Source organism: Desulfovibrio inopinatus DSM 10711, from assembly GCF_000429305.1.
GTDB classification, from domain to species: domain Bacteria; phylum Desulfobacterota; class Desulfovibrionia; order Desulfovibrionales; family Desulfovibrionaceae; genus Alteridesulfovibrio; species Alteridesulfovibrio inopinatus.
Window position 1 is genome coordinate 16,236 of sequence record NZ_AUBP01000011.1, and the last position, 25,224, is coordinate 41,459.

The 25,224-nt window shown below is 48.1% G+C and carries 20 protein-coding genes; 8 read left to right on the forward strand and 12 right to left on the reverse strand.

All coding sequences use genetic code 11. From position 1 onward, the window contains the following. The first annotated feature begins 125 nt into the window (after nucleotides 1–125). The gene (locus G451_RS28595; protein ID WP_156921575.1) at nucleotides 126–1,634 is read left to right on the forward strand and encodes a hypothetical protein; all 1,509 of its coding nucleotides are present in this window, start codon (nucleotides 126–128) and stop codon (nucleotides 1,632–1,634) included. 54 nt (nucleotides 1,635–1,688) lie between these two features. Here the strand turns inward: G451_RS28595 and G451_RS0109745 are convergent, their stop codons facing one another. From G451_RS0109745 to G451_RS0109775, 7 genes are all read right to left on the reverse strand, one after another. After that, nucleotides 1,689–2,516: an MBL fold metallo-hydrolase gene (locus G451_RS0109745; RefSeq protein ID WP_027184113.1), complete on the reverse strand. Its 828-nt coding sequence runs from the start codon at nucleotides 2,514–2,516 to the stop codon at nucleotides 1,689–1,691. Nucleotides 2,517–3,034: 518 nt separating this feature from the next. After that, nucleotides 3,035–3,292: a hypothetical protein gene (locus G451_RS34095; protein WP_156921576.1), complete on the reverse strand. Its 258-nt coding sequence runs from the start codon at nucleotides 3,290–3,292 to the stop codon at nucleotides 3,035–3,037. Nucleotides 3,293–3,302: 10 nt separating this feature from the next. After that, nucleotides 3,303–3,788, reverse strand: coding sequence for a peroxiredoxin (locus G451_RS0109755; RefSeq protein ID WP_027184115.1), 486 nt, complete (start codon nucleotides 3,786–3,788; stop codon nucleotides 3,303–3,305). A 16-nt stretch (nucleotides 3,789–3,804) separates the two neighbouring features. Continuing rightward, entirely contained in the window at nucleotides 3,805–4,449 is a 645-nt protein-coding gene (locus G451_RS28600; protein WP_051261340.1) for a histidine phosphatase family protein, read from the reverse strand. Next, nucleotides 4,446–5,177, reverse strand: coding sequence for an EI24 domain-containing protein (locus tag G451_RS0109765; protein ID WP_027184116.1), 732 nt, complete (start codon nucleotides 5,175–5,177; stop codon nucleotides 4,446–4,448). The genes G451_RS28600 and G451_RS0109765 overlap by 4 nt, the downstream gene beginning before the upstream one ends. Before the next feature lie 86 nt (nucleotides 5,178–5,263). Next, the gene (locus G451_RS0109770; protein ID WP_027184117.1) at nucleotides 5,264–6,583 is read right to left on the reverse strand and encodes a histone deacetylase family protein; all 1,320 of its coding nucleotides are present in this window, start codon (nucleotides 6,581–6,583) and stop codon (nucleotides 5,264–5,266) included. Further along, on the reverse strand, nucleotides 6,577–8,256 hold the full coding sequence (locus tag G451_RS0109775; protein WP_027184118.1) for a hydantoinase/oxoprolinase family protein: 1,680 nt from the start codon (nucleotides 8,254–8,256) through the stop codon (nucleotides 6,577–6,579). Before G451_RS0109775 ends, G451_RS0109770 begins: the two co-directional genes overlap by 7 nt. A gap of 337 nt (nucleotides 8,257–8,593) precedes the next feature. Between G451_RS0109775 and G451_RS32580 the strand changes: the two genes are divergently transcribed. From G451_RS32580 to G451_RS0109795, 3 genes are all read left to right on the forward strand, one after another. Next, nucleotides 8,594–9,763: a PAS domain S-box protein gene (locus G451_RS32580; RefSeq protein ID WP_051261341.1), complete on the forward strand. Its 1,170-nt coding sequence runs from the start codon at nucleotides 8,594–8,596 to the stop codon at nucleotides 9,761–9,763. Between the two features lie 277 nt (nucleotides 9,764–10,040). Next, the gene (locus G451_RS28610; RefSeq protein WP_051261343.1) at nucleotides 10,041–11,153 is read left to right on the forward strand and encodes a mechanosensitive ion channel family protein; all 1,113 of its coding nucleotides are present in this window, start codon (nucleotides 10,041–10,043) and stop codon (nucleotides 11,151–11,153) included. Between the two features lie 76 nt (nucleotides 11,154–11,229). Continuing rightward, nucleotides 11,230–11,442 carry a hypothetical protein gene (locus tag G451_RS0109795; protein ID WP_027184120.1) on the forward strand — a complete coding sequence of 71 codons (213 nt, stop codon included), beginning with the start codon at nucleotides 11,230–11,232 and terminating at the stop codon, nucleotides 11,440–11,442. A gap of 137 nt (nucleotides 11,443–11,579) precedes the next feature. On the opposite strand, the gene G451_RS0109800 is transcribed toward G451_RS0109795, so the two are convergent. Together G451_RS0109800 and G451_RS0109805 are read right to left on the reverse strand one after the other, a co-directional pair. Then, complete coding sequence (locus G451_RS0109800) at nucleotides 11,580–13,130, reverse strand: ABC1 kinase family protein (protein WP_034641592.1); 1,551 nt, start codon at nucleotides 13,128–13,130, stop codon at nucleotides 11,580–11,582. Next, nucleotides 13,127–13,399: a phasin family protein gene (locus G451_RS0109805; protein WP_027184122.1), complete on the reverse strand. Its 273-nt coding sequence runs from the start codon at nucleotides 13,397–13,399 to the stop codon at nucleotides 13,127–13,129. The genes G451_RS0109800 and G451_RS0109805 overlap by 4 nt, the downstream gene beginning before the upstream one ends. Nucleotides 13,400–13,747: 348 nt before the next feature. Between G451_RS0109805 and G451_RS28615 the strand changes: the two genes are divergently transcribed. Together G451_RS28615 and G451_RS0109815 are read left to right on the forward strand one after the other, a co-directional pair. After that, nucleotides 13,748–15,019 (forward strand): efflux RND transporter periplasmic adaptor subunit, encoded by a 1,272-nt coding sequence (locus tag G451_RS28615; RefSeq protein ID WP_051261344.1) that lies wholly within the window; start codon nucleotides 13,748–13,750, stop codon nucleotides 15,017–15,019. Nucleotides 15,020–15,022: 3 nt separating this feature from the next. Continuing rightward, a complete protein-coding gene (locus tag G451_RS0109815) occupies nucleotides 15,023–18,172 on the forward strand; it encodes an efflux RND transporter permease subunit (protein WP_027184123.1) in 3,150 nt (1,049 codons plus the stop codon). A 67-nt stretch (nucleotides 18,173–18,239) separates the two neighbouring features. Here the strand turns inward: G451_RS0109815 and G451_RS0109820 are convergent, their stop codons facing one another. Both G451_RS0109820 and G451_RS0109825 read right to left on the reverse strand, forming a co-directional pair. Further along, entirely contained in the window at nucleotides 18,240–19,208 is a 969-nt protein-coding gene (locus G451_RS0109820) for a class I SAM-dependent methyltransferase (protein ID WP_027184124.1), read from the reverse strand. A 109-nt stretch (nucleotides 19,209–19,317) separates the two neighbouring features. Further along, nucleotides 19,318–19,914, reverse strand: a complete 597-nt coding sequence (locus tag G451_RS0109825) for a MarC family protein (RefSeq protein WP_027184125.1) — start codon at nucleotides 19,912–19,914, stop codon at nucleotides 19,318–19,320. A gap of 199 nt (nucleotides 19,915–20,113) precedes the next feature. On the opposite strand from G451_RS0109825, the gene G451_RS32585 reads away from it, so the two are divergent. Beyond that, nucleotides 20,114–22,555: a hybrid sensor histidine kinase/response regulator gene (locus G451_RS32585; RefSeq protein ID WP_051261345.1), complete on the forward strand. Its 2,442-nt coding sequence runs from the start codon at nucleotides 20,114–20,116 to the stop codon at nucleotides 22,553–22,555. 29 nt (nucleotides 22,556–22,584) lie between these two features. Here the strand turns inward: G451_RS32585 and G451_RS0109835 are convergent, their stop codons facing one another. Next, on the reverse strand, nucleotides 22,585–23,601 hold the full coding sequence (locus G451_RS0109835) for a glycosyltransferase (protein WP_027184126.1): 1,017 nt from the start codon (nucleotides 23,599–23,601) through the stop codon (nucleotides 22,585–22,587). Between the two features lie 110 nt (nucleotides 23,602–23,711). Here G451_RS0109835 and G451_RS28625 point away from each other — a divergent pair, with 110 nt between their 5' ends. Beyond that, the gene (locus G451_RS28625; protein ID WP_084448485.1) at nucleotides 23,712–25,094 is read left to right on the forward strand and encodes an ATP-dependent 6-phosphofructokinase; all 1,383 of its coding nucleotides are present in this window, start codon (nucleotides 23,712–23,714) and stop codon (nucleotides 25,092–25,094) included. The last annotated feature ends 130 nt before the right edge of the window (nucleotides 25,095–25,224 follow it).

Here is a 25,224-nt window from a genome sequence, read left to right on the forward strand (position 1 = left end):
TTGAATGCCTGCGCGATCATAAGTACACTCTCCATACCAAGCAACACCGCAGACCAAGCTCCATGGCTGGCTGCATCACACGGTAAACTTTTTGGATCGACGTTTTCCGAGGTATGAAAGATCGCATGAGGATATACGCTCTCCCGGCCCGTTTCAGTCTGCTCCTGCTTCTTCTGTCGGCGTTTTTTGTAACAGGGTATTCCGCACCGGCCAACGCCTTCGATATGGCCGCGTATTACAAGAAAACAGCAAACAAAAGCAAGGAAGCCTTTTTGGCCAATTTTCCTTACAAGGTCTATCTTGAATCGGTTTCGTTCATCAATTTTCGAGTTCTGGAGCAGCATCGCCGCTTTCTTAACACCAAAATCGGTGCCGGAGATGATTTTCTGTATTATCTTGGTGAGAATTTTATCAAAATATACCCTATCTCACGCCAAAACCTTCTGGGAAAAATCAAAATCGGCGAAAAATATTTGGCGAAAAAGCATGGTGTGCGTCATGCGCAAAATGAAGCTTATGTGAGTATCGGTTACTTCATCTTAAGTGCTACAGCCCGCACAATTGTCGAGGAAGTGAAAAAAGGGGTTTTTGATCTCTCTGCCCCGGACAATGAAAAAATCGTTGTCAGACTTCGAAAAAATCGCGTTTACCTTCCTATTGATAAAGGGACGTTGGAAAAAATTCTCGACGCGCTCAAAGCCGGGAATTTCGATTACCTTGGCGACCGAATGAAGTTGAAACTCTATGAATACTCGGAGTCTGTTACCGATTGGCTCGATATGGACTCTCAAAATGACGTGCTCGCTTCAAATATCCAATTTCATAATCACTATCGAGATTACCCGATCGCTTCCGGTCACGCCGTTCATGTATATAAGCTGACGTCGCGCGCGGATGGATCGAAAATTGGGTATGCGGTATTCCTCCGTCGCCCCGAACTCAACGCCCATTATTTTGCTTACAAGGATATTCTGGGAAAATTTCGACAAACTCAAAAAAAACAATCTGTTGTTCTCGCCACAACAGGAGGCTTCACCAATAACTTGCGTCAACCGGAAGGACTGACCGTAGAGCGCGGCAAGGTTGTCAACGCCGTTCTCATGCCCGATCGCCATGGGCTTGTTCTTGTTGACGATACGGGTGGAATCAGTGTCGTCAACCTCAAACGCAAAATCATCCATTTACGCAACGGTCCAAACTCGTTGTTGCGGATCACCAATCCCCTGACAAGCCTCATTTCCTATTCGAAACTGCTCGCCTGGTGCAAACGATTTAAAGTCACGCTATTTCAGACACAACTCTTGGCGTATAGCGATAAACTCATGATCGATGAGCAACGTGCAAAAAAGCAGCTTCGTGAACGGCGTATTCTCGTGCTCGAACGAGACAAAAAAACAAGTGTTCTCTATCACGTCGTGTTCGATATCCAAAAATCATCCAATTTGGCGGTCATTGCCCGAGAAATTTACGCCAATCGCGTGAAAAACGGCAAAAAAATCGAAGCCATGCTCAATTTGGATGTCGGTTCGTACAATATTCTCGACGTGTTTACGAAGCAGGGAAAGAAAGTTCCCGGCCCAAGTGGCCCTGTCGACGTCGTCAAGGCGACCAATCTTATTGTGTATACAAGATAGCGTGCCGTCGTTCCTATTCTATTACGACGCAACGGCTCTGCACGGTCGCGATTATTAGATTTCAAAAATCCGTCCGACTCCCATATGGGTAAAGCGCGAACCGAGCATTCCCTGCATGTAGCCGGCAACGACAGGTCCGGTGCAGTGTCCTGCGGCGACATCCAGTTCTTGACGACGAGCTAGTTCCTCCATGGCCGCTTGCTGCTGTTCCGGTTCTGCCGGACCAAGATGCGTTCCACCAATGAGAAAATTTGCCTTCCGTCCAATATGCTCCTCTGCGTCCGTCAGCACATTGATTACCCCTGCATGAGCACAACCTGTCACGACAGCAATTCTCTGGTCGCCCTCTATGACAAGTGTTAAGTCGTCATGAAACGGATCTGTTTCAGTGCCCCCATCATGCATGGTCACCAGGCTTGGAACCGGCTTTTCGTACGGTGTTACCCGGGGAATGTCTGCTAACAGTGTAATACCCGGCCAGGGATTCGCTTTGCGTTCAATAAAATGAAAACGCGCCCCTAAATCTTCATATGCTTTCTGTGACTTGGACATGCCAATATTTCGCAATGCTCCATTCTCTTCATCCAAGTGCGCTGAGAAAACATCGGCATGACAATAAATCGGCAGTGGGGCACGCCGGACTTTCAACAACTTTTCAAGCCCGCCGGTATGGTCATAATGTCCATGACTCAACACAAGCGCATTGAGTTGGTCCGGTTCGTAATCAAGCGACTCTAAATTTGGCAACAGTGCCCGTCCGCCCCCAGTATCGTATAAAATATGTGTATCATTATGTTCAATCCAAATGCTCAATCCGTGTTCAGCCAATAGCGGCCCCACATCCGCAACCAAATTCTCAACAACCACAGTAAGACGACTCATGCCTACCTCTCCTTATTTTGTCGACGTCACTCCCCATTGGGAGCATCATGAATCAAGCAGTATGCCAATCCACTCCAGCTCGGCGTTATTGTGTATACTCAAGCACATTTCGAAGACGCCGGGTCCATGACACAGCTCATACCGCACGTGCACGCTTCCTTTATGCCGATGGCTTCCATAGAATTTGGTGAAAACCACGCAAGACGCGCATTTGCTTAAAAACTCTGGCATCGCGACGCAATGCAAACGTTGTGTAGTCTCAGACTGAACATTGGCTTACAATCGCCGGCAAGCAAATCACTGGCGAAGGAATGCTGAAACAACTTCAAAACAATATCAATCTATCTTGGCCAAGTCTTGTCCACGTCCCCTTGTCGCAAATTGGAAGAGCATTCAGGTTGAAGCCGATAGACTTGAGCAAGCAGAGACAGGACTGGTCTCCGATAAACTGTGGAAAATCACGGAGACAAGAGCCCTCACCAACGAAACTCGTGACGAACGCACTGTCTTCCGCAATACTACCAACGATTATTACCCTGAAATTGTTCTCGTTTTCTCCTATTCTTTCGTTTCAGTGCATCAAGCACACGAAGAGGTGCTTCCGTATGCGTTTCTGGGCTTATACCATGCGTCGCAAGAGCAGCCTCCGCCGCTCGTCCCAAGGGCACTTCACATGATGCTTGTTGTTCAAGTAGACGACGAATGGCTTGCAACTCTCCAAGCGTTTCGCGCTGAACGGCCAGTAATTCGCGTAGTAAATCTGTATTTTCCGGCATGAGCAAATCGTCAGGAGATATGTTTTTTCAAAGCATCAACCACCTTGGCAGCATGTCCAGCCGATTTGGCGACTTTGGGCCACGCTTCCACAACGTTACCATCAGGACCAACGAGAACAGTGCTCCGTACGACGCCCATGGATTCCTTGCCATACATCTTTTTGAGGCGCCATGCTCCATAGGCCATCAAAACAGTCTTCTCCGGATCACTCAAAAGGGTAATACCAAGTTGATGTTTTTCGATAAAAGAACGATGCGACTTGGCGGAATCCTTGCTGATTCCCAGAACAACGGCATTGTGTTTCGCAAATTCATCGGCAAGAGCAGTAAATTCTAGGGCTTCCGTCGTACAGCCCGTCGTATTGTCACGAGGATAAAAATATACGACGACAAATTTTCCTTTGAAATACGAAAGGCACACCATGTTTTCAGAAGCATCCGGTAAACAGAACTCCGGAGCGGGCTGGCCACTTTCCGGAAACGATGTCTCACTCATTGCTCTCTCCCGTTCCTCAAAAAGTAATTTTATCATGTTCGCAAGGGTTGCACACCCCGCTTGTCCACATCTCTCCCTCATACAGAATGCAGCGGACAACGGCTGCATTAGGAAGGGAGGCAGATTCTCGAAAATGATAAAATTTTTCCATTGTGGATGCCGAAATCACGTCTTCTCGGTACAGCATACGCCACAACATCGCTCGGATAACCTGTCCATGAGTAAAAACCGCTGTGAATCCGTTCAATGTGGTCAGCCTGTGCAGAGCAGTATCGACACGTGCAATAAAAGCTTCGAAAGACTCTGCCCCATCACCGTCAATATACTGCGGATCGTTCCTTGCCCAATACGCTCGGACATCCGGTCGCCGGTCGGCTCCTGTAGTACCGGCGTATTTGATGGGAGCAAGATAAGTAAACTCATGAACGTCCCACTCCTCAACAGGTATCCCGGCAAATCGTTCCAACAATGGTGCTGCCGTCAGTTGCGTTCGAATGTAGCGTGAGACCACAATCCGGTTCGGAGACGCTGAAAAAAGCTTGGCAAGTTGTTTGGCTTGATACTCTCCTACGTCTGTAATCCGTGTTGACTGAGGACTTTTTGTCGGCAGACCGGCATTTGAATCGCTTTGAGCATGGCGAATGAGCCAGATAGCATTCATGCCGTCGGCTTCTTGATTGTTTGAAGATATAACAAAGCTGAACCAAGAATAGCGAACGGAAACAAAAACAAATTGAGCACGGGGATAAGCAAAGGCACTCCAAAACCGAGCAATGCAAACTTACGGCTCCATACAGCACCCAAGCGGCTTCTAAAATCCGGCACATCTTTGGACAAGGAAAAGTCGACGAAGTCCCAGGCTAAAAACAGCATTGCCGCAATCAGAGACAAGACCTGGCCGATAACAGGAACAAAAAATAAGGCTAACGGCACAATGAGCAGAAACATTGCTTTTTTCACTTCCTCGACAACAGTCGCGACGATGCCGATCCTGGATTCCGGAGCACCTATGTCAGGCCGGACAATATGACGCATACGCTCTACAATCACATCGTACAGCGGCGAAGCCAAAATATTGGCAATGACCATGAAGAGGAAGTACATGATTGCAAACACAATAATATACGCAACGGTGACGATAAAATATTCAAACACCGAATGCACAACTCCCATGGTCTGACTCGTCGAACCAGGATCAAACGACCAAATAGCCTGAGCCAAGACCTCTCCATAACCTGAGAACAACGATATAGCCACGCCGTAGAGGATTAACGTCAAAACAAACGGCACAAAAATCAGTCCGAGATAAGCCTTATGCTCAAAAGCAAACCGAATGCCCGAAATATGTGCACTCAGTCCACGAAAAAAATCACCAACACTCTGTAACATATCAGTTCCTTTACCTTGTCGTCATGTCCAAAGGAGTCCGCATCGTGCTCCACAAGTACAATGCGGACTCCTGCTCTTGATTGCGCTTAGACAATATAACGCAAATATTCTTTGTTGAGCCTGTCTATGAGTTGAATATAGCGGTACTTCCCTTTTATCTGGCCTTCTTCATAGGCTTTTAGTCCTTCTCGCACACACCGTGGGCAGGCATTTTGAGGAATATACACACCAAGAGATAACGGGTTGACGGATGCATCGGTCTCAATTTTCATCATGCCTGGACAATCGCCGCACACAAGCAAGCTTTCAGTTTGGTACTCACTGATCCCGTCAGTATCATAATAGATATTCTTTTCCCGAACAAAAAAATCACCAACCATCTCGCCTGATTTTGGTTTTGCTGGCGGATTGCGATAGGCTTTCAACAATTCGTCACACAACACCTTGATATACTCGGTCGTTTTAGCGCTCTGACGAATCTTGGCAGGATCATAATCGGGTTCACGCACATGCGAATAATCCAATCCGGCCATGGACAGCGTCAATCCCAAGTTGACGTACGGTAACGCGCCTTGAATGGAATACCCTCCTTCAAGAACGGCAATATCGGCATTAAGGCGTGTCGTTAATTCGGCATATCCTTGGGCGGAAAAATTCATATTGGTGATAGGGTCGCTATAATGATTATCCTGGCCAGCGGAATTAATAATCAGGTCAGGCTTGAAGTCTTCAAGAAGTGGCAAAACAAGATTGTCCAAGGCACAGAGAAATCCTTCATCCGAAGTATGGGGTGGAAGCGGAATATTACAGGTCTTCCCCATGGCCGTAGGGCCACCCATTTCATAAGGAAAGCCTGATCCGGGGTACAGGGTACGCCCATCTTGGTGAATGGAAATGAACAGTGTATTCGGGTCATGCCAATAGATATCCTGCGTCCCGTCTCCATGGTGACAGTCCGTATCTACAATAGCGACACGCAAGGGGCCGTACTGCTCCCGGAGTGTTTCAATCATGACCGCTTCAATATTAATGTTGCAAAAGCCGCGTGAACCGTGAACCACTCGCATAGCGTGGTGTCCAGGAGGCCTGACCAAGGCAAAAGCCTTATCCGCTTCTTTTTCCATAACCAGCCGGCCCGCCTTGATGGCACCACCTGCCGAAATGAGATGGGACTTGGTGGTCACGGATTCAACATCGGGAAAACAAAAATGAATCAAATCCACCTGACTGGAATCGGCGATATCGGGCTTATATTCCGTCACTCCGGGAATATCGAAAACGCCCTCTTCACGCAGTTGATCCTGGGTGTATAAAAGGCGTTCCTGTCGTTCGGGGTGCGTTTCGCTAATGGCCCAGTCATAGGCAGGAAAAAAGATAACGCCAAGATTGTTCTTCGCTTTCAGCATGCGCACGTGACCGCCTGTTTGAAATCGTCGACAATGCCGGGGCGAACCTGACATTTGACACGAATATTTCTTCCTGTGGTGTACATCCCCGAAACCATATTGAAAGACGATGCCGATGTGACTTCAATAAAGGCGCCAGCGTCTTCCATCTCCACAACGTCGAGATGTTCCCGCAAGTGCTCCGCGACATCAAGTTTCGCCTGCTCCAACGAATAGGACCGGCTGACGTCGGTCGTAACGTGAAGACTGGGAATGACCATCCTGCCCTGATCTGTGTCGGCAAACAACTCAGCCGACATTGTTGGCCTCGATAATGCCGCACCAATGGCATTCGCCACAGAATAGTACTCTGGAACAACCAAAGTCTGCGTGAAGGCATCGGACAACGGTTCGGTCATGGCCTTGGCCGGTCCTCCCATAATATAAATCTGCTGCGGAGATATGACCTTTCCTTCGAGCAATTCAAAAATGGTATAAACGGGTTTGGCGTTAATCTCTTGCAGAAAGCTGGCGACTTCCTCTCGAATCCGGTTGACGGCGTAACTCACGGCATAATCGGCCAAAACTGTCGCCTCAAGCCCGTGTTCACGAGCAAGGGTATCCATGGCCTTTAACGAGGCGTCAACATCGCCGTGGCTGGCCAAATCAAGCACATTGAGGGCATCAAGCAATGTCGGCGTTTCGCCTCCTTCGGCCACTGCCGGCCCAAGGCGCTTCGGTCCAACAAGGACACGGTCGTTTTCGATGTGCACCGCGGAATCACCGCCAATTCCAATGGATCGGGTTTTGAGCGCACGCACCAACGTCGGTCTGTCGCCGATAGCAATCCCCTCGGTTTCAATCAAAGGGGCTCCGTCAGCGAAAACGGCAATATCTGTGGTTGTTCCACCGATATCCAAAATCACCGAATCGTGGTTGACATCGCAAACAGCAATAATTCCCATAACACTGGCAGCTGGGCCGGATAAAATAGACTCAACCGGCATTGAACGTGACAATGACAATGGCATGACACCACCATCGGCTTTGAGAATATTGATTTTTGCCTGCAGCCCGAGTTTGACCGCACTCGACTGCACAGCATCGGCAAATCGATTATACAATCGCCAAACCGCACAGTTATATGCCGCGGTAGCAATACGGCGACCAAAGCCAAGTTGTCCGGAAAATTCATGACCTAGTGAAACAAAATCAGCAGTAGGATGAACCGCTTCCTTGATCTTTTGTTCGTGCTCCGGATTACGTACGGAAAACTTACCGATACCGGCAAAGACTTTCACTCCATCCTGGCGGCACTGTTCAAGACCGCGTTCGATGGCAGCCATATCAAGAGCGCCCGTCTCTTCTCCACGGTGATCAATAACTCCAGTAATAGGATAATAATGGGAGAAAATGCGATATTCTTCCGGGTCGATACCAGGGCCTCCGGTCACAAAGACACCGACCGGTTCGGTTCGCCCTTCTACAATAGAGTTGGTGGACAACGTTGTGCTCAAATTCAGACGAGTAACGGCCGAAGCAGGCGTATCGGATAATACAGCGCTCAAAGCGTCGTTAATTGAAGACAGCAAGTCATCGTGCCGTGTCCGGATTTTGGCTGAAGCCACAATACCGTTTTTTGACACAAGCACAGCATCGGTATGTGTACCGCCGACATCAATGCCAAGAAGCATGGAACCCTCCAGGCAGGGTACCCCATCCCGCGATCCAGCATTGAGAACTCAGCAGGATGTGCATGCCTTCGGGCCCCGCCATGACGAAAGCACACATGCTCTTTGAAAACAAGCCGCGAGAACTGTTATAATTATGAAAATGTTCTCTTCGTGTACCGAAACACTTCACCAAGCGCAACGCGAAAAAAAGTCCTTTACGCTCTCCAAACTGCCGCCGAATTGAAATTGAACCGTGTTGCAAAGAGTCTAAAATCCTCGTAATGAGAAATATCTTGTTGTATTTTGTGATCACTTTCCTCAACTTAGGCGCAAAAGGATAGTGCACGAAGGATATTTCATGGCTTTAGAACAGATTCTTATTGTTGAAGATGACCCCACAACGGCATTCGTCCTGGAACAATTTATCCAAAAGCTTGGCTATAGGGTGAGCGCCCTGCTCTCAACGGGAGAAGAGGCTATCGCGCGTATCTCTGAACTCCATCCAGACTTAGTTCTTATGGATATCAATCTTGCCGGCGCCATTGATGGTGTGGTGGCGGCGTCAACTATTCATCAATTACTCGATATTCCAGTCATATACATTACAGCGGCAATGGGAGACGAACTGCTTTCGCGAGTCAAATCATCAGGTGCACGAGGCTTTATCCAGAAACCGGTTCGCCTTTTAGATGTACAAATTCACATTGAACTCGCACTCCACAATGCACGTCTTGAGAAACGGCTTCGTGCTTCGGAAGAAAAACATCGTGCGATGTTCGATCAAGCCGTCATCGGCATGTTTACCCTCAATGCAGATGGTCGTATTTCAAACTTGAACAAAGCATTTGCCCACATGCTGGGATATGCCACCCAACAGGAAGCCAGGCAGTATGCCCATCGTCTTGATGCTCTCTTTTTTGACGATGAAGATGCCATACGATTTCAGAAAGGACTCTCTCATGGAGGCCTTCAAGATTTCGAAACACGCGTCCTTGGTAAGGATGGAAATCTCGTTTGGGTCTCACTGCATATTCAATCGGTGAACGATATCGGTGATGCAGATATTCAATTCGAAGGATCAATGCTCGATATCACAGCTCGACGTGAAGCCGAAGAAACGTCTGCCCGTTATATGGAATTGCTCAAACGGACAATCAACTCCATGCCAAGCCAAATTTGTGTCCTTGATCTCGACAAGAACGTTATCCTGATCAATGAGGCCATGGCACAAACAGCAGGTGTTAGTGCCCATGAAGCCTTCGGCAAAAAGTGCGACGAAATCTCACCTCAAAATTTTTGTCTGCGAAAAAATTGTCCACTGGAGGAGCTTATTCGTGACGGGTGTTCCCACGAGCGAGAAATCACCGACCATCAAACAGGAACGCGACGTCTTATCACTGCCAGCCCTTTTTACGACCAAAACGATGAACTGATTGGATGCGTTCATGTTGTTCGGGAGCTTTCTTCCTCCTTTGCTGATCAGGAGCAATATGACAACTGCATACCCAAAATGTCTTGTATCTCATGAAAAAACATATATACCAAAAGAAAGACTGTAATTGCAGCAAGAAAGCGACGGAATACATTTGTCGATATTGCGGCGACGTAATCTATAGCGGACAATTTGAACTGACCAAGCTCCCCAAAAACAAAGCCCTCTGCCCTAGCCCGGATGCGCCTGAAATCCTTGCTTCCGAATCGTTTCAAGCGTTTTTGAAAGGAGGGTATGATTGTTTGGACCATTCCGACGATACCCTCTGATGAAAAATGGCTTGATGTAGCACACAATCAGCCAGCACTTGTTTATGTTTGATACATTACTGGAACAGATAACGACATTTCTTGCCAGTCAGTTTCACCTTCCTTCACTCCCCGGTACAACAGGCTTCATTATTACTGTACTGGTATCGCTCATCTGCGGTCTTCTGGTGCATATGCTTCTTGTCATCGTCATTCGGCGACTTACACAAAAGAAGCACCCGAGAGTAGAGAAAGCATTGTCAAACAACATGAAGGGGCCAACCCGGTTGTTGGTCATGCTGTTTTTCTACTCACTCTTTCGTACGCTTTTTCTTTCAACAGAACCCAATCATTCTATAGAGAACGGCCTGCGCCTCTCCTGGTTGTTCTGCGTATCCTGGATTGCTTTTAATCTTTTAAATGTTTTTGAAGATGTATTACTCTCACGGATAAACCTTCTTGCAGACGATAATCTTCACGCACGTCGAATTTTTACCCAATTCAAAATATTTCAGCGCGTCACGCAATTTGTGATCGTCCTATTGGCTATTGCATCGGCCTTAATGACATTTGACCAACTTGAAGCTATCGGCACAAGCCTTCTTGCGTCAGCCGGTGTTGCTGGTGTCGTTATCGGTTTTGCCGCTCAAAAGAGCCTCGCGGCCATTCTTGCCGGAATCCAAGTGGCGTTCACGCGTCCTTTTCAGATAGACGATGTCCTCATCATTGAAGGAGAATGGGGAAAGGTCGAAGAGATAACTCTGACCTATGTCGTTTTTCGCATTTGGGACCAACGTCGCCTCATCATTCCAATCAATCGATTTCTTGAAAAAACGTTCGAGAACTGGACACGCACGTCGTCTGAAATGCTTGGTGCCGTCATTTGGCACGTTGCGTTTCATACAAATATTGATGACATGCGACTTGAGCTGGAGCGTATTTGCCGTGATGAAGGCAGAGCCTATTGGGATGGACGGACAGCTGTTATCCATGTTGTTGAATCAGGAATCGACAGCATGGAAGTTCGCGCCCTGGTCAGTGCGGGAAACTCATCAAAACTCTGGGAATTGCGCTGTCTGGTTCGTGAACGCATGGTACTCTACCTTTTACGGAATCATCCCGACTGTCTTCCCTCTCATCGCCTCAGTCTCCAAGACAAGAATTCAGCCTCCGCATAATTATTCCACGCAAAAACAAAACACCTCCAAGTGGTGTAAAAAATGCATGTCTTCTTGATAACACAAGGAGACTGTCATGAATACGCACCTTATCAAAGAAGTACTGCTTCGGAAGGCTGGAAGATATATTGAATGTGGCATGCCGCGAAGTGACGCTGTGCAACGTGCATGTGCGGAAGTGACTAACGCCAGTATTTCACACAGTGCTGGAGGTCAATTTTGCCTACGTCGTGTTGTGGGCGGTGTTTGTCGAGAACTTCTCGCATCAGAAGAACCCAGTGTCCCATAATACACATCATAGTTTTTTCGTATGCATTGTATGCATCTCCTAAAAGTCCAATAGCCTTGGAGTGTTATGGCTGTCCTCCAAGGAGATGACATCCTAGCTCGTCACGATATTTCAGGAAGGTAATAAGGAGAACACCTTTATTTCAAACCAATAACGATCCGCAAAGCACCGACGGCAAAAAGCAATACGGCGATTTCATTTTTCCAAGGCAGCTCCATACCGACAACAAGAAAGGCGGCCAGGATAAAGAGTCCCCCCTGGCAAATCGGCCGCATCATATTTCGAATACGCCCTTCCAAAAGATCAAGTGTTTCTCGAGAAAGTTTAACGTGCAGATTCTGTTCAGCCAAATCATTGAAGACAGTTTTGGCACGACGCATTGTTAAAGGAAGCCCAGCCAATTCTTGACCAATGGTAGGAAAAAGTCCTGCTTCAGCGCCAAGCGCACGGGTCAAATTGCTTTTGAGCACTGGCAAGACATCTTTGACGCCGTTGAAATTATCTACAAATGTCGTTCCCAGGCCTTCAATCAGCGAGGACACTCGCATGACATAGACAACTTCTTGAGGAATTTTGAATGGAAGGTCACGCATTGATGCCAGCGTAGTAAAAGCAATATCACGCATGGACGAAGCAGAGAGACGGGCATCTCCAAAAATATCGAATATACGCTCAGCAAACTCCGTCATTTTATCATCCGGGGCATCTGCAGCGACAACACCCAATCGTTTACACGCGAGAATATACAGCTCAAAGTCACGTTCATTTGCCGCTTTCACCACTTCAATCATGGCAATACGTGTCGCATTGGAAAGCCGCTTCACCATCCCGAAATCAAGCAAAGCCAATCGCCCTCCTTTCTGGACAAGGAGGTTGCCTGGATGAGGATCGGCATGAAAAAAGCCCGCGATAAGCATTTGCTCCATATAAAAAACGACAAGCTTGGAGATGAGTTTTTCACCATCAATCCCCATGGCCCCAATGGCTTCTTTATCGTCAATGCGGACACCATCGATGAAGCTCATGACTAAAGCATCACTTGATGTCAGCTCTCGATAGGCTTCAGGCAATGTGACGTCGGATTTGACGAAACGCTTTCGAAATTGTTCAAGATTTTCACATTCCGACAACATATCCGTTTCCCGACGAATCATATCGGAAAACTCGCTTATTACGGCTTCGAGAGAATTCCTGGTCAGTCGGCTAAAAAGCGGTTGAGCCAACCATAAAATCCCACGCAGTAAACGGATATCTTTTTCGACGAGACGGTCAACACCTTGACGACGGAGTTTGACCGCAACACGCTCCCCGCTTTGCAACCTCGCTTCGTGCACTTGGCCAATGGAAGCACTGGCAAGAGGCGCAGAATCAAAAAAAGAGAAACACGAAGGATCGGGAAAAGCCCGCGCAAAAACCTTTTCATATTCCTCAGCATTCATGGGAGAAACTTGGTCGTGAATGGTCTTGAGCTTGTCGAGATATTCAAGAGGAAAAAAATCAGCCCGTGTCGCCAACACCTGAGCTAATTTCAAAAAACAGACACCAAGCTGTGCAATGGCGTCCATAAGTTTTTCCGGGGACAAAGGCCGAAACCAGAGAAATTTCGGCCGTCCCCGAACAAGAAGGAACACGGTCAGCGTGAAGTGTAATGCGCACAGAACACGCCCCGGTGAATAGGGATGTTTCAAGATTTGTTCATCAACGCTTTGAGTTCCTCAATATCATCCTTCGTTGCAAGCCCAAGTTCGGATACGACGTCCTTCACGGCCTCCCGCAAACGCGCATCGAAACTTTCGCGTTCTTTCTTGGCCCGGGCGACTGCTTCATCCATAAACTGTTTGGCCTCATCTTTACTGATATCGCCCCGTTTTTCCATTTCTGTGAGTTGTTCCGCAATTTTGTCTTTCGCTAAAAACGCGGCGCCAAGTCCGAGGTAGAGAAAATCGCTGGCTTTCATAAACACATTCCTCCTCACTACGTGAATACGTTGTATTGGATGGTCGGAACCATAACATATTCCGCCCGAACGACAAGCCACCACGTCCTGCCTGTATATTGGTGGTTTGCCATGACACACAATCTATCGAAACTATTCTGCTCCCTGGTATCGGAATATTCTTTTTTTGGAAGGTTACACATTGATCGTATGAATCCACCATGGTACAGAATCAACAATAAATTACAAATTCATCAACCTCATTTCGACGAATGGAAAAGGCTTCATCTGTTGTCATTGTCTGATCTGCACTTCACGTCTGGACAGACACCATACATTGACTGATTTCTGCCAAGGGGGGCACGTAGCGTGGTTTCGACCGGAAAAAAATCCAACAGTGTTTCGTTCAAAGTTCCTTATATTTTGCTGCTCGGCTTTATCGTATTGGGTTTTATAACAGCGTGTGGCGAGAACAGTCAGGACGAAAAGGCCCAAAAGGCGGCGCAACAACAGGCGATTCCAGCAAAAGTTTTCAAGACCAAAACAGAAGATGTTAATGTTTACGGTGAATTTGTTGGAAAAACAGAAGCCGTCAGCACTGTCGACATCCGAGCTCGCATTGAAGGGTACCTTAAGGAACGACTTTTCCGCGAAGGTTCCATTGTCAAAAAAGGGGATTTACTGTTCGTTATCGATCCAAGCCAGCAGGAACAATATGTTAACGATGCCAAAGGCCAAGTCGATCAAATTATCGCTTTATTAGATAAAGCCCGTCTCGACGTCAGCCGCTTCAGCAAACTCTATAAAACCGGTGCTGTCAGCCGGGAAGAATACGATCAGAAAACAACGCATGAAAAAGATCTGAAAGCACAGCTTGATCGTGCGAAAGCCAACCTTGCCGAAGCCCAACTCAATCTCGGATATACCAAAGTATATGCACCGCTGACTGGTGTTATCGGACGAGCTCAGGCCAAAATCGGGGCACTGGTTGGCAAAGGCGAAAATACCCTTCTTGCGACCATTTCTTCCATTGATCCCATGTATGTCAATTTCAGTATTGCCGAAAAGACCTATCTTAATTTTGTCATGCGGTACGGCGCCAAAGGGCGGGGAGACGAAACTCCCATGCGCATGGAACTGATTTTAGCCGACGGCCTTGTCTATGCGGAAAAAGGGAAGCCCGATATGGCTGACCGCGAGGTCGACCCGACAACGGGAACTCTCGGTGTACGAGCTGTTTTTCCCAACCCCGACAATATTCTCAAATCGGGACAATTTGCGAAAGTACGTTTTGTTGTCAATGAATTGAAAAATGCGGTTATCATTCCACAACGCGCTGTTGTCTCGTTTCAAGGATCCAAAGCCGTGCTTGTCGTGAAAGACGACGGTACCGTGGAACGCCGCCCCATTACACTCGGCCCCCAGGCTCCCGATAATATGCAGGTCATTCAGGAAGGACTGAAAGCCGGTGATCTTGTTATTTCCGAGGGCGTCAACAAAATCCGCCCCGGCGATAAAGTGACTCCTCAGATGGACTCTACAGATGAATCCAGCGGAACGAAGGATGCTCCGGTCTTCTCGGACGAAGAATCTGCACAACAAACACAGGGCGATGCAGGTACTCCCACGAAGGAGAACTAGGCCATGGTCAATTTCTTCATTGACCGGCCGATTTTCTCGGCCGTTATTTCAATTGTCATTCTCATAGTGGGTACACTTGCGCTTGTATCGTTACCCATTGCCCAATACCCCCAAATTTCTCCCCCGACGGTGCAGGTGCAGGCCAATTACCCAGGCGCATCGGCCAAAGTCGTGGAAGAAACCGTCGCCGCTCCTATTGAAGAACAGGTCAACGGCGCACAGGACATGATGTACATGTCCTCCATTAGTACAGACCAAGGGCAGATGATTCTGAACGTGACGTTTGCCATTGAACGCGATCTTGATCTTGCCACGGTTGATGTTCAGAACCGTCTCTCCTTGGCCCAACCGAAACTTCCCCAAGACGTCACTCGACAAGGAATCAGCGTCAAAAAGCAGTCTCCTGACATGCTGATGGCCGTCAACCTTGTTTCTCCAGATAACAGCTATGACGGACTATTTCTGAGCAACTATGCTAAGATCAACATCGCTGATACCTTGGCGCGTATTCCCGGCATTGGGAACATCAATGTGTATGGGAGTGATGAATATAGTATGCGTATCTGGCTCGATCCGGATAAGCTTACACGACTCGGGCTCACGGCGACCGATGTTGCCAATGCGGTCAAAGAACAGAACATTCAAGCTCCGGCCGGCCAAATCGGCGGAGAACCGGCCCCTGCCGGACAGGAATTCCAGTATACCGTCCAAGTGAAAGGACGACTCGACCAAATTAAAGAATTCGAAAATATTATCTTGCGAGCTAATCCCGATGGGAGCACCTTGCGTCTTCGCGACGTTTCTCGCATTGAACTTGGCTCAGCCTCATATAACGCCTTTACTCGCCTGAACAGCAACCCGACCGCGTCTATCCTGATCTACCAGCTTCCCGGCGCCAACGCGCTCAATGTTGCCGATCAGGTGAAAGAACAAGTCAAAAAGTTGTCTCAAGCATTTCCCGAAGGCATTGAATTTCGTATTCCATACGATACAACACGATTCGTCATTGCATCCATTGACGAGGTCATTCAAACCCTCTTCGAAGCGCTTGTTCTTGTTTTTATCGTCGTGTTTGTATTTCTTCAAAATTTTCGAGCAACGATCATTCCCATGATCGCGGTCCCCGTCTCATTGGTCGGGACATTTGCTCTGTTTCCTGTTCTTGGCTTTTCCATCAATACCCTGACTCTTTTCGGCCTTGTTCTGGCCATCGGAATTGTGGTTGACGACGGCATTGTCGTAGTGGAGGCAGTCCAACTCCTCATCGATGAAAAAGGACTTTCCCCCAAAGAAGCCACGAAACAGGCCATGGCCGAGGTATCGGCCCCTATCGTCGCCACGTCACTCGTTCTCATCGCCGTGTTTGTACCAGTTGCCTTTATGGGTGGTATTACAGGACGACTCTACCAGCAATTTGCGCTGACATTATCGGTTTCCGTGGCCATCTCGACGATCAACGCTTTGACTTTGAGTCCGTCACTGAGTGCCTTGCTTCTGAGGCCGGTCAGCGAAACGCGAGGCCCATTAGGGTGGTTCTATGGCAAATTCAACTTCTATTTTGAAAAGATCACCGGGGGATACCTCGGCATTGTTCGCTCAGCCATAAAACGGGGTTTTATCTTCGTCTGTATTATGGGGGCGTTACTTTTTGCGACGGCATCATTGTTGAAAATTTTGCCGACGGGCTTTGTCCCCATGGAAGACCAAGGGTACTTTATCATCACAGTCCAGCTTCCTGAAGGGGCTTCGCTGCAGCGCTCCGATGCAACCTTGCGAGAAATCGAAGCATACCTTGAAAAAGCACCGGGGGTACACGATTACCTTGCTTTGGGTGGACTCAATATTATCAACTCCACGCAAAGTTCCTATACCTCCTGTATCTTCGTTATTCTTGACCCATGGGATCAGCGTACAACTCCGGAACTCCAACTCCCGGCCATCATGAAGTCTGCACAGAACGCGCTCAATCACCTCAGTGATGGACTTGCCTTCTGTCTCAATCCTTCTCCAATCCCGGGTCTCGGATCGACGGGTGGTTCACAATTTGAACTCCAAGATCGTTCTGGTGGCGACATCACAGAACTCGCCAAGATTGCAAATGAATACATGAAAACCGTATCGCAGGATCCGGCAGTAACCGGAGTGTTTACGCCATTTAGCGTCAATGTCCCGCAATACTACGTCGAGGTGGACCGAGAAAAAGTCAAAAATCTCGGTATTCCGTTGAGTGACGTTTTCGACACCTTGCAGGCCAACTTAGGAAGCCTCTATATCAACGATTTCAACCTGTTTGGTCGCACTTATAAGGTTACCTTACAGGCAGAAGCGAATTATCGCGTCAAGGAAAGCGACATCGGACGACTCTATGTCCGCAACAAAGACAACCAGATGGTTCCGCTTTCGACGCTCGTTACAGTCAAGCACACTTCTGGGCCGCAATACATTCAACGGTACAACCTGTATAAAACCGTTGAAATCAATGCTTCCACTCCTCCCGGTTTCAGTTCGGGACAAACACTTGCCTCAATGGAAGCGGCGGCGCTCAAGACACTCCCACGTGACTACGGTTTCGAATGGACCGGCATCGCGTATCAGGAAAAATCATCCGGCAGCCAAAGCATCATCATCTTTGGGTTGGCCATTGTTATGGTCTTTCTGTTCCTGTCGGCTCAGTATGAATCGTGGCTTATCCCCATTGCGGTTATCTTCGCGGTTCCTCTCGGTATATTCGGTGCCATGGCTGCGCAACTCATCCGAGGTCTCGACAACAATGTCTATGCGCAAATCGGTCTTGTTATGCTCATTGGTCTGGCCGCAAAGAACGCTATTCTCATTGTCGAATACGCAATGAACAAACGCGAAGAAGGCATGTCCATACTTGATGCCGCATTGGAAGCAGCCCATTTGCGCTTCCGGCCCATCCTGATGACGTCATTTGCCTTTATTCTTGGCGTCATTCCACTGGTCATTGCAGCTGGAGCCGGGGCTGCCAGCCGTCACGCTTTGGGTACGTCCGTATTTGGTGGGATGTTGGCAGCAACAATACTGGGAACGATATTCGTCCCCTTATTCTACTTTCTCATTCAACGACTTATTGAAACGCGACGAGGAACGAAATCTCCTCCGCCCCAAAAGGATACTCCTACCTCCTAAGAGCAGTATTCTTCTTCAACGTTTATCTTCAAACCACCCGTCGCTAACAGTGGCGGGTGGTTTTCTCTTATCGGGTCGCATAAAGCGGACGACTTACAATATATTCGGCGTGATGCGTATGATTTCGGATGGTCCAAGGAATATCCGGACATGAATCTGTCGTGTACGGAGGATTAATATGACCGTCACGTCCGGCCAAGAGTGCGCGAACATTGTCGATGCCACGCCCAGCATACGGACCTTCCAACGTTCCACCGAGCCAGTCGCTTGGAGCGGCAACATCGGACGACCAGGAATATGGATCAGAAACCACCAACTCACACCCGTGTTGGTGGCCAACACGCGAGAGTTCTTCAAGATGGCGAAGAGGAAATGGTACTTTGTCGAGAATATTCAAGGAAGCCAAGCTGGCAAAACAATCAGAACGAAACGGCAGTGCAAGAGCATCACCGACAATAAACTCAACGGTTTCGTTTCGCAGTCTCTTCGGTAAGGCAAAAGAAAACGGCTGTGTAATCTGCCCTTCAACCGTTAAAAGTGTATCAATGCGACCAGTACGAACAAGTGACCGAGCCGCAGATATGAAAGCATGAGACAAATCCACCCCAACAGCAAGAAGCCCGCGACCAGCCGCTTCAAGAACAAGTCGGCCCACGGCGCAGCCCACATCGAGAAATGGTCCCTCGCCAAAAGAAAACAAGTTTGCCCAAGACGCGTACGCATCACTCGGTTTCACCAATTCATTCAATATTGCTGTATCTTCGGTATACAAGTCACCAAATTGACTCCAGAGATACGCTCCAACTGTGGAATCTAACTCGTATTTTCCTTGCACAGCCGGCCGAGGTGTTGCAACGGGCGCAAGATCAGCCACACCGTCGCGGATGCTGTAGATAGCTTGACACTGTGGACAAATAAGATTTCCCGTCCAAATATCATCACCAGAATAACATACGTCCGATTCATGGAAATGCAGCGGAGTTTGTGTTGCAATATGCTCAGGGCAAATAATCAAGGGAAGTAAAAATTCTTTCATACTGAAGATCACTCCCAAGTTACACAGTTAAAAAGTGAACGAGAGACCAAGATACACATCTACAAATCAACTATGTCCAATTGCTAAAATCCATTCACATCATGCAACACTACTGTGCCATAAAATTATGAACCCCAGTAAACACAAGTTGTGCGGCAATGGAAGCGAGAATGAGACCGGTAAGTTTACTCATGATAACAAGACCACGCTGGCCCAGAATCTGTTCTATGGCTCCCGCCATATACAGCAAAGTTCCCACAGTCAGACAGGCACCGATAAGGGCTGCCGATGCCGTGGTCATCTGCCCAATTGTTTGCATGTCTGCCGCCATGACGAGAAGAGCACCGGTTGTTGCTGGACCGACGGTTACAGGAAGAGCTAATGGTACAACGGCAATATCATCCGTCTTATCTTCCATTGGATTCTTTCGTGAACCCTGAACAAGAGATACTGCAGAGAGAAAAAGCAGTGATCCAGCTCCAATACGAAATGCATCCAATGTAATACCGAAAATTTTAAAAATAGACGATCCAAAGAGAAAGAGACCAATTGTAATAATTACTACAGCTCCGGTAACTTTGACGGCAAGCCGACGTCTTGCACTGGGATTATACTCTGACGTCATAGCTAAAAACGTAGAAATAGCAAAAAAAGGAGTCAACAAGAAAAAAAACTTCAAGTACACTTGAGTAAACAACGTTACCATAATACATATTCTCCTCTTCCAGACTTCATATCAAACCAATACGTCTAAGTCTGAAATGTTTTTGTTTCTCGGGTTGATTCTCCCCTATAGGAGAGTTATACAAGTCGCAATAAGGCTCACGTATTTTTGTAATGTGTCAACAGGGTACCTAGGAACGATGTCCCCGGTCCATGAAAGTTCAACATGAAGAGCACTCACCATGAGTCGAGATTGCCCCCCTCCGCTTTTTGATCAGATTGACCCCAACGGACCTGACGATAAATGCGTTGGGCATCTTCTCCATTATGAAGAACGCCTTGGGGCGCTTATTCAGCAAAATGTCGATGGTTTCATTGTAACCGACCCTGATGGCCATGTACTGTATGCCAACTCTGCCGCACGGCATATGCTTCAACGTGAAGGTGAAGAGCTTGTCGGACAACACCTTAGTCTTTCCGCCGCAGACAAACCGCAGGAAATAGAACTCCAGCCTCATGATTCCAGTTCCATCATTGCGGAACTCCGTGAAACGCCGGTTTTTTGGGAACGTAATCCGGCTCGTATGCTTACGTTGCGTGACATTACGGTATATAAACGCGCTGAACGAGAGCTTCAAAAGACCAAAGATGAGCTCGAACAACGCGTTGCACAGCGTACAGAAACATTGCGACACATAAACGAGCAACTTATTATTGAAATCAATGAACGCAAACGTATAGAAACTCAGCTTACGAAAAGTGAAGCGCGATTCCGCGCCATTTTGGAAGATCAGACCGAGCTCATTTGTCGTTATTTACCCGATGGACGGCTTTCTTACGTCAATGACGCGTATGTTCGATTTGTCGGCAAAGGACGATTGGACCTACTCAATACCAATTATATCCCTCATATCCCAGGAGAGGATCTCGAACACATTCGACAGCACGTCATCCGCCTGACCAAAGAGAATCCGGTTACTACATTTGAGCATCGTGTTATCCTCGACGACGGACGCATAGAATGGCAACGCTGGACACACCGTGCTATTTTCGATGAAGAAGGCCAATTGATCGAGTATCAGGCCGTAGGACAAAACATTACAGAACGCAAGCTTGCCGAAGAAGAATTACGGGAAAACAAAGCCTTTCTGCGACAAATTATCGATACCGTGCCGTGCCCTATTTTCGTTAAAGACGAAACCGGTGCGTTCATTCTTGTCAATAAAGCCATGGCCACCCTCTATGGTTCCACTCCGGAAGGCCTTGTTGGTCGACGTGGAGCGGATTTCAATGCCGATGCCGACGCCGATGAAACAGAACCCTACCTTCGAGAAGATCGCCAAGTCATCGACTCGGGGAATCCTTTGTTTGTCCCGAAAACCAGTATCCCCGCTCCCAAAGGAGAACGACGCTGGTTTACAAAAACAAAACTGCCCTTGCCTGGCAAACGCCAGGTACTGGGCGTTGCTGTTGACATCACAGAAGTCATCGAGGCTGAAGCCGAGCGTACGGAGCTTGAAAAGAAATTCCGACAAGCCCAAAAAATGCAGGCTCTTGGCACCCTGGCTGGCGGTATTGCACATGACTTCAACAACATGATTTTTGCTATTCTCGGATTTGCTCGTCTTGCCCTTAATTTAACGGAAAAAGACAGCAAGCTCGAAGAATACCTTCGCCAAATCCAATCTGCCGGCATGCGTGCTTCTGAATTGGTTCGGCAAATACTCACCTTTAGCCGACAAACTGAACAGGAGACGACGGTTGTTCATATCAGCAACCTGATTAAAGAAATTCAAAAGATGCTCAAGGCGACATTGCCGCCAAACATCCAGATTCAATCGAACATCATGGCACCGTCTGACTCCATTATGGGCGACCCCATTCAGATTCACCAAGTTTTAATGAACCTCTGCACTAATGCGGCCCACGCCATGCGTGAAAACGGAGGACAACTCAAAATCGAGCTCCAAGAGGCAGAGCAGCTTCCCGTGGAACTTACAACTGGTAATCCTTCCAAACAGCCCTCAGACTTCCTTGAAATTATCGTATCAGACTCCGGGCATGGCATCCCCACGGAGATAATCGATCGAATTTTCGACCCATTCTATACAACCAAAGAGATGGGTGAAGGAACGGGTATGGGGCTTTCCGTGGTTCATGGAATTGTCAAGAATCACAGCGGGACAATCCATGTGGAAAGCACGTTCAATGTTGGCAGCCGCTTCCATGTTCTGCTTCCTAAGCATGCCGAGTCCCAGACAACGCCTCATGTCGAAGAAAAGTCATCGGAAGGCGGAACAGAGCGTATTCTTTTTATTGACGACGAAGAGCTCATCACATCCATGGCGTACGATATGCTTACCGGTCTTGGGTACACAGTCACAGCGTTTACCTCTCCGGTGGAAGCGATTCGGTGCTTTATGAACAACCCAAACGATTTCGACCTCGTGATTACCGACCAAACGATGCCCATGATGACAGGGGCCGAGTTGCTTGCCGAAGTGATGGCACTACGTGTTGATATCCCAACAATTCTCATCACGGGATATTCAGAGAATATGTCTCCACAACAGGCCCAAAAGCTCGGTATTACCGAGTTCGCCATGAAACCGCTTGTTGAAGAACGCTTTGCCCATATTATCCGCCAAGCACTGGATCAAGAACGCACGCTCTCCTCTTCATAGGTAAGAACGCTCCTCCTTTACGGAGCACTCTACGTCGCCATCCCGCCGATCACAGCAACGGCATTGTGACGATGAGCATCCATATCGTATGCTTGAGCTGTCGCTTGAGCGTGTTCAACAATCGTCTCCCAAAAAAGTTTGTTCGAATGAAGCAATTCGACGGCTCTGTCAAGCAGACAAGCTGCTCCTAAAACGTCGTTGTCGGCAGCAATAAAACTGTTGCCCCCCCAGTCAAGCGATGGAAGATTCCACCATGGATCAAACGCCCCTGGCGCATCTGGAATCGCCTGACGCATATAGTCGAAACCTCCAAAGCCAGCGAATCCGACAGGAATACATCCACACGCCATTGCTTCAAGGGGAGGTAGCGGACAACCTTCGGGAAATCCCGTCGCCAGAAAAATATGGGCAGACTGAAGCACTCTCGCCACACCGGACTTGTCCATGTCGGCGATTGGAATAAAATGGATTTGCGGTCTGTCTGCTTGATGGCCGGTGTGCATTGCCATCACGGCAGATCGGATCTGTTCAACCTGTGCTTTATTCTTGCGGGGCATATAGGCGATACGCACTACACCTCCGGGCTTTGCATCAGGAGCACGGAAAAGAGAACGATCAATACCAGGGCGTAAAATCGGAGCAATACTCCCGAGTGTTTGCTGAATATAGAGTGCAACAGGATTGGAGACGGCGATAAAAGAAACGGGGAGAGAGCGTAAATTAACATGTTCCGGGAGTCCGGAAAATAAATATGCCCAATTCTGGCAATAGACAACGCAACGAGCCTTGGCCGTAAGACCAGGAGCCAACGCATTGGGCCATCCTTCTGGCACAATCCATACATCGTCGGAAGTCAATTGTAAAAGATTCAACGGAATATGAGAAATCGCCTTTGTTTCGCCTTCAAAAGCCGGTATATTATGTTCGTCGCGTGGAACAAAGAACACATTGAATCCCTGTTTGGCCAGTGCATCAGCGATTGTGCCGAGTACATATAATCCCCCCGTCATTTTACGTAACGGTGGAAGAAAAAAGAATATTCTCATGTCTCCTCCCCTTTGTTTCGTTGTATCCGCTCGACCTGTCTTGTCAATCCCGGCTGTGCGGGCTAAAATTCGACTATCCAGTCAACCGTGTAAACGACCGAGGAGTCGCCATGACCGAACACACGTCACCATCCCCTGAAGAGGTCGTCAAGCAACCCTCCGAAGACGTTGTTGAACAATCCTCCAAAGACGTCACCAAACAATCCCCTATATGTCCTGATGGGACATGTATTGATACGTTGGGCAACCCACGGTTTTCCTCAACCAAAAAAACAAATCATTACATTACCGATGAAGATGGCGTACTTATTTTTATTGAAAAGCAACAATTTTGCTTTCATGACTCGCAACCCGTTACGTTTGAAGAAGCGGGGCCACGTCAATCGATCTATTTCGATCCTCCCAGAACAAAATGTGCTATCGTCACCTGTGGAGGAATTTGTCCCGGTATAAACGATGTCATTCGATCGATTGTCAATGAAGCTCACTATCAGTACGGTGTAGCTGCCACTATCGGTATTCGCTATGGATTGCGCGGCTTTATTCCGGAATTCAGACATAATGTCATGGAGCTGACACCAAGATCGGTATCCAGCATTCATGAGTTTGGCGGCTCTATTCTGGGTTCATCCCGCGGACCGCAATCTATCGTCACCATTGTCGATGCATTGGACAGAATGAACATCGACATTCTCTTTTTGATCGGCGGCGTTGGCGGCATGCGCGCCGCAGAAAAAATCTACAAAGAAGTCCAGTCTCGCCAACTTGATATTTCGATTGTCTGCATCCCCAAAACCATTGATAACGACATCCACTTTGTCAGCCGTACATTTGGCTTCAATACGGCAGTGGATAAAGCGACCGAAGCAATTCGCTGCGCGCACGTGGAAGCCACAGGTGCTCCGGCTGGGGTCGGTCTCGTCAAGGTTATGGGCCGATATTCCGGTTTTATCGCAACAGAAGCGACCTTGGGATTGCAGGATGTCAATATTGTCCTTATCCCTGAATCCCCCTTCAAATTGGAGGGGCCTACCGGACTGCTCAGCGCTTTGGAAGAACGGCTTGATCGTCGTGGCCATGCCGTCATTGTTGTTGCTGAAGGTGCTGGTCAGCATTTGTTGCCGGAAAACGGTGGCGTCGATGCCTCAGGAAATCCCATCCTCGGCGACATTTGCGGTCTGCTTGTAAACCGCATCAAGGCACATTTTAAGCAGCGACAACGGCCCCTGACCTTAAAATTTATCGATCCGAGCTATATTATCCGCTCAATCCCTGCAAATACCGAAGACAGCGTGTATTGCGGCTCTCTAGCCCAAAATGCGGTGCACGCAGGAATGGCTGGGAAAACCGGCCTCATGGTCAGTCGCTGGCACGATCGCAATGTTCACGTCCCCTTGCACCTTGTCACAAAAGCTCGTAAGACCATCGACCCAGGGTCTCTGTATTGGCAACGTGCCCTTTCGACGACGGGCCAGTCTGATTTGGAATCCTAAAATATCACGCACGATTCTTTGGGCCGAAGGCTGCATTGCCTTCGGCCACATATACTTTCAAGGCGGAATTTCCGCCTTTGTTTTTTCATTGCCGTTGCTTGTTCATTATGACTATCAACCGAAGGATTCA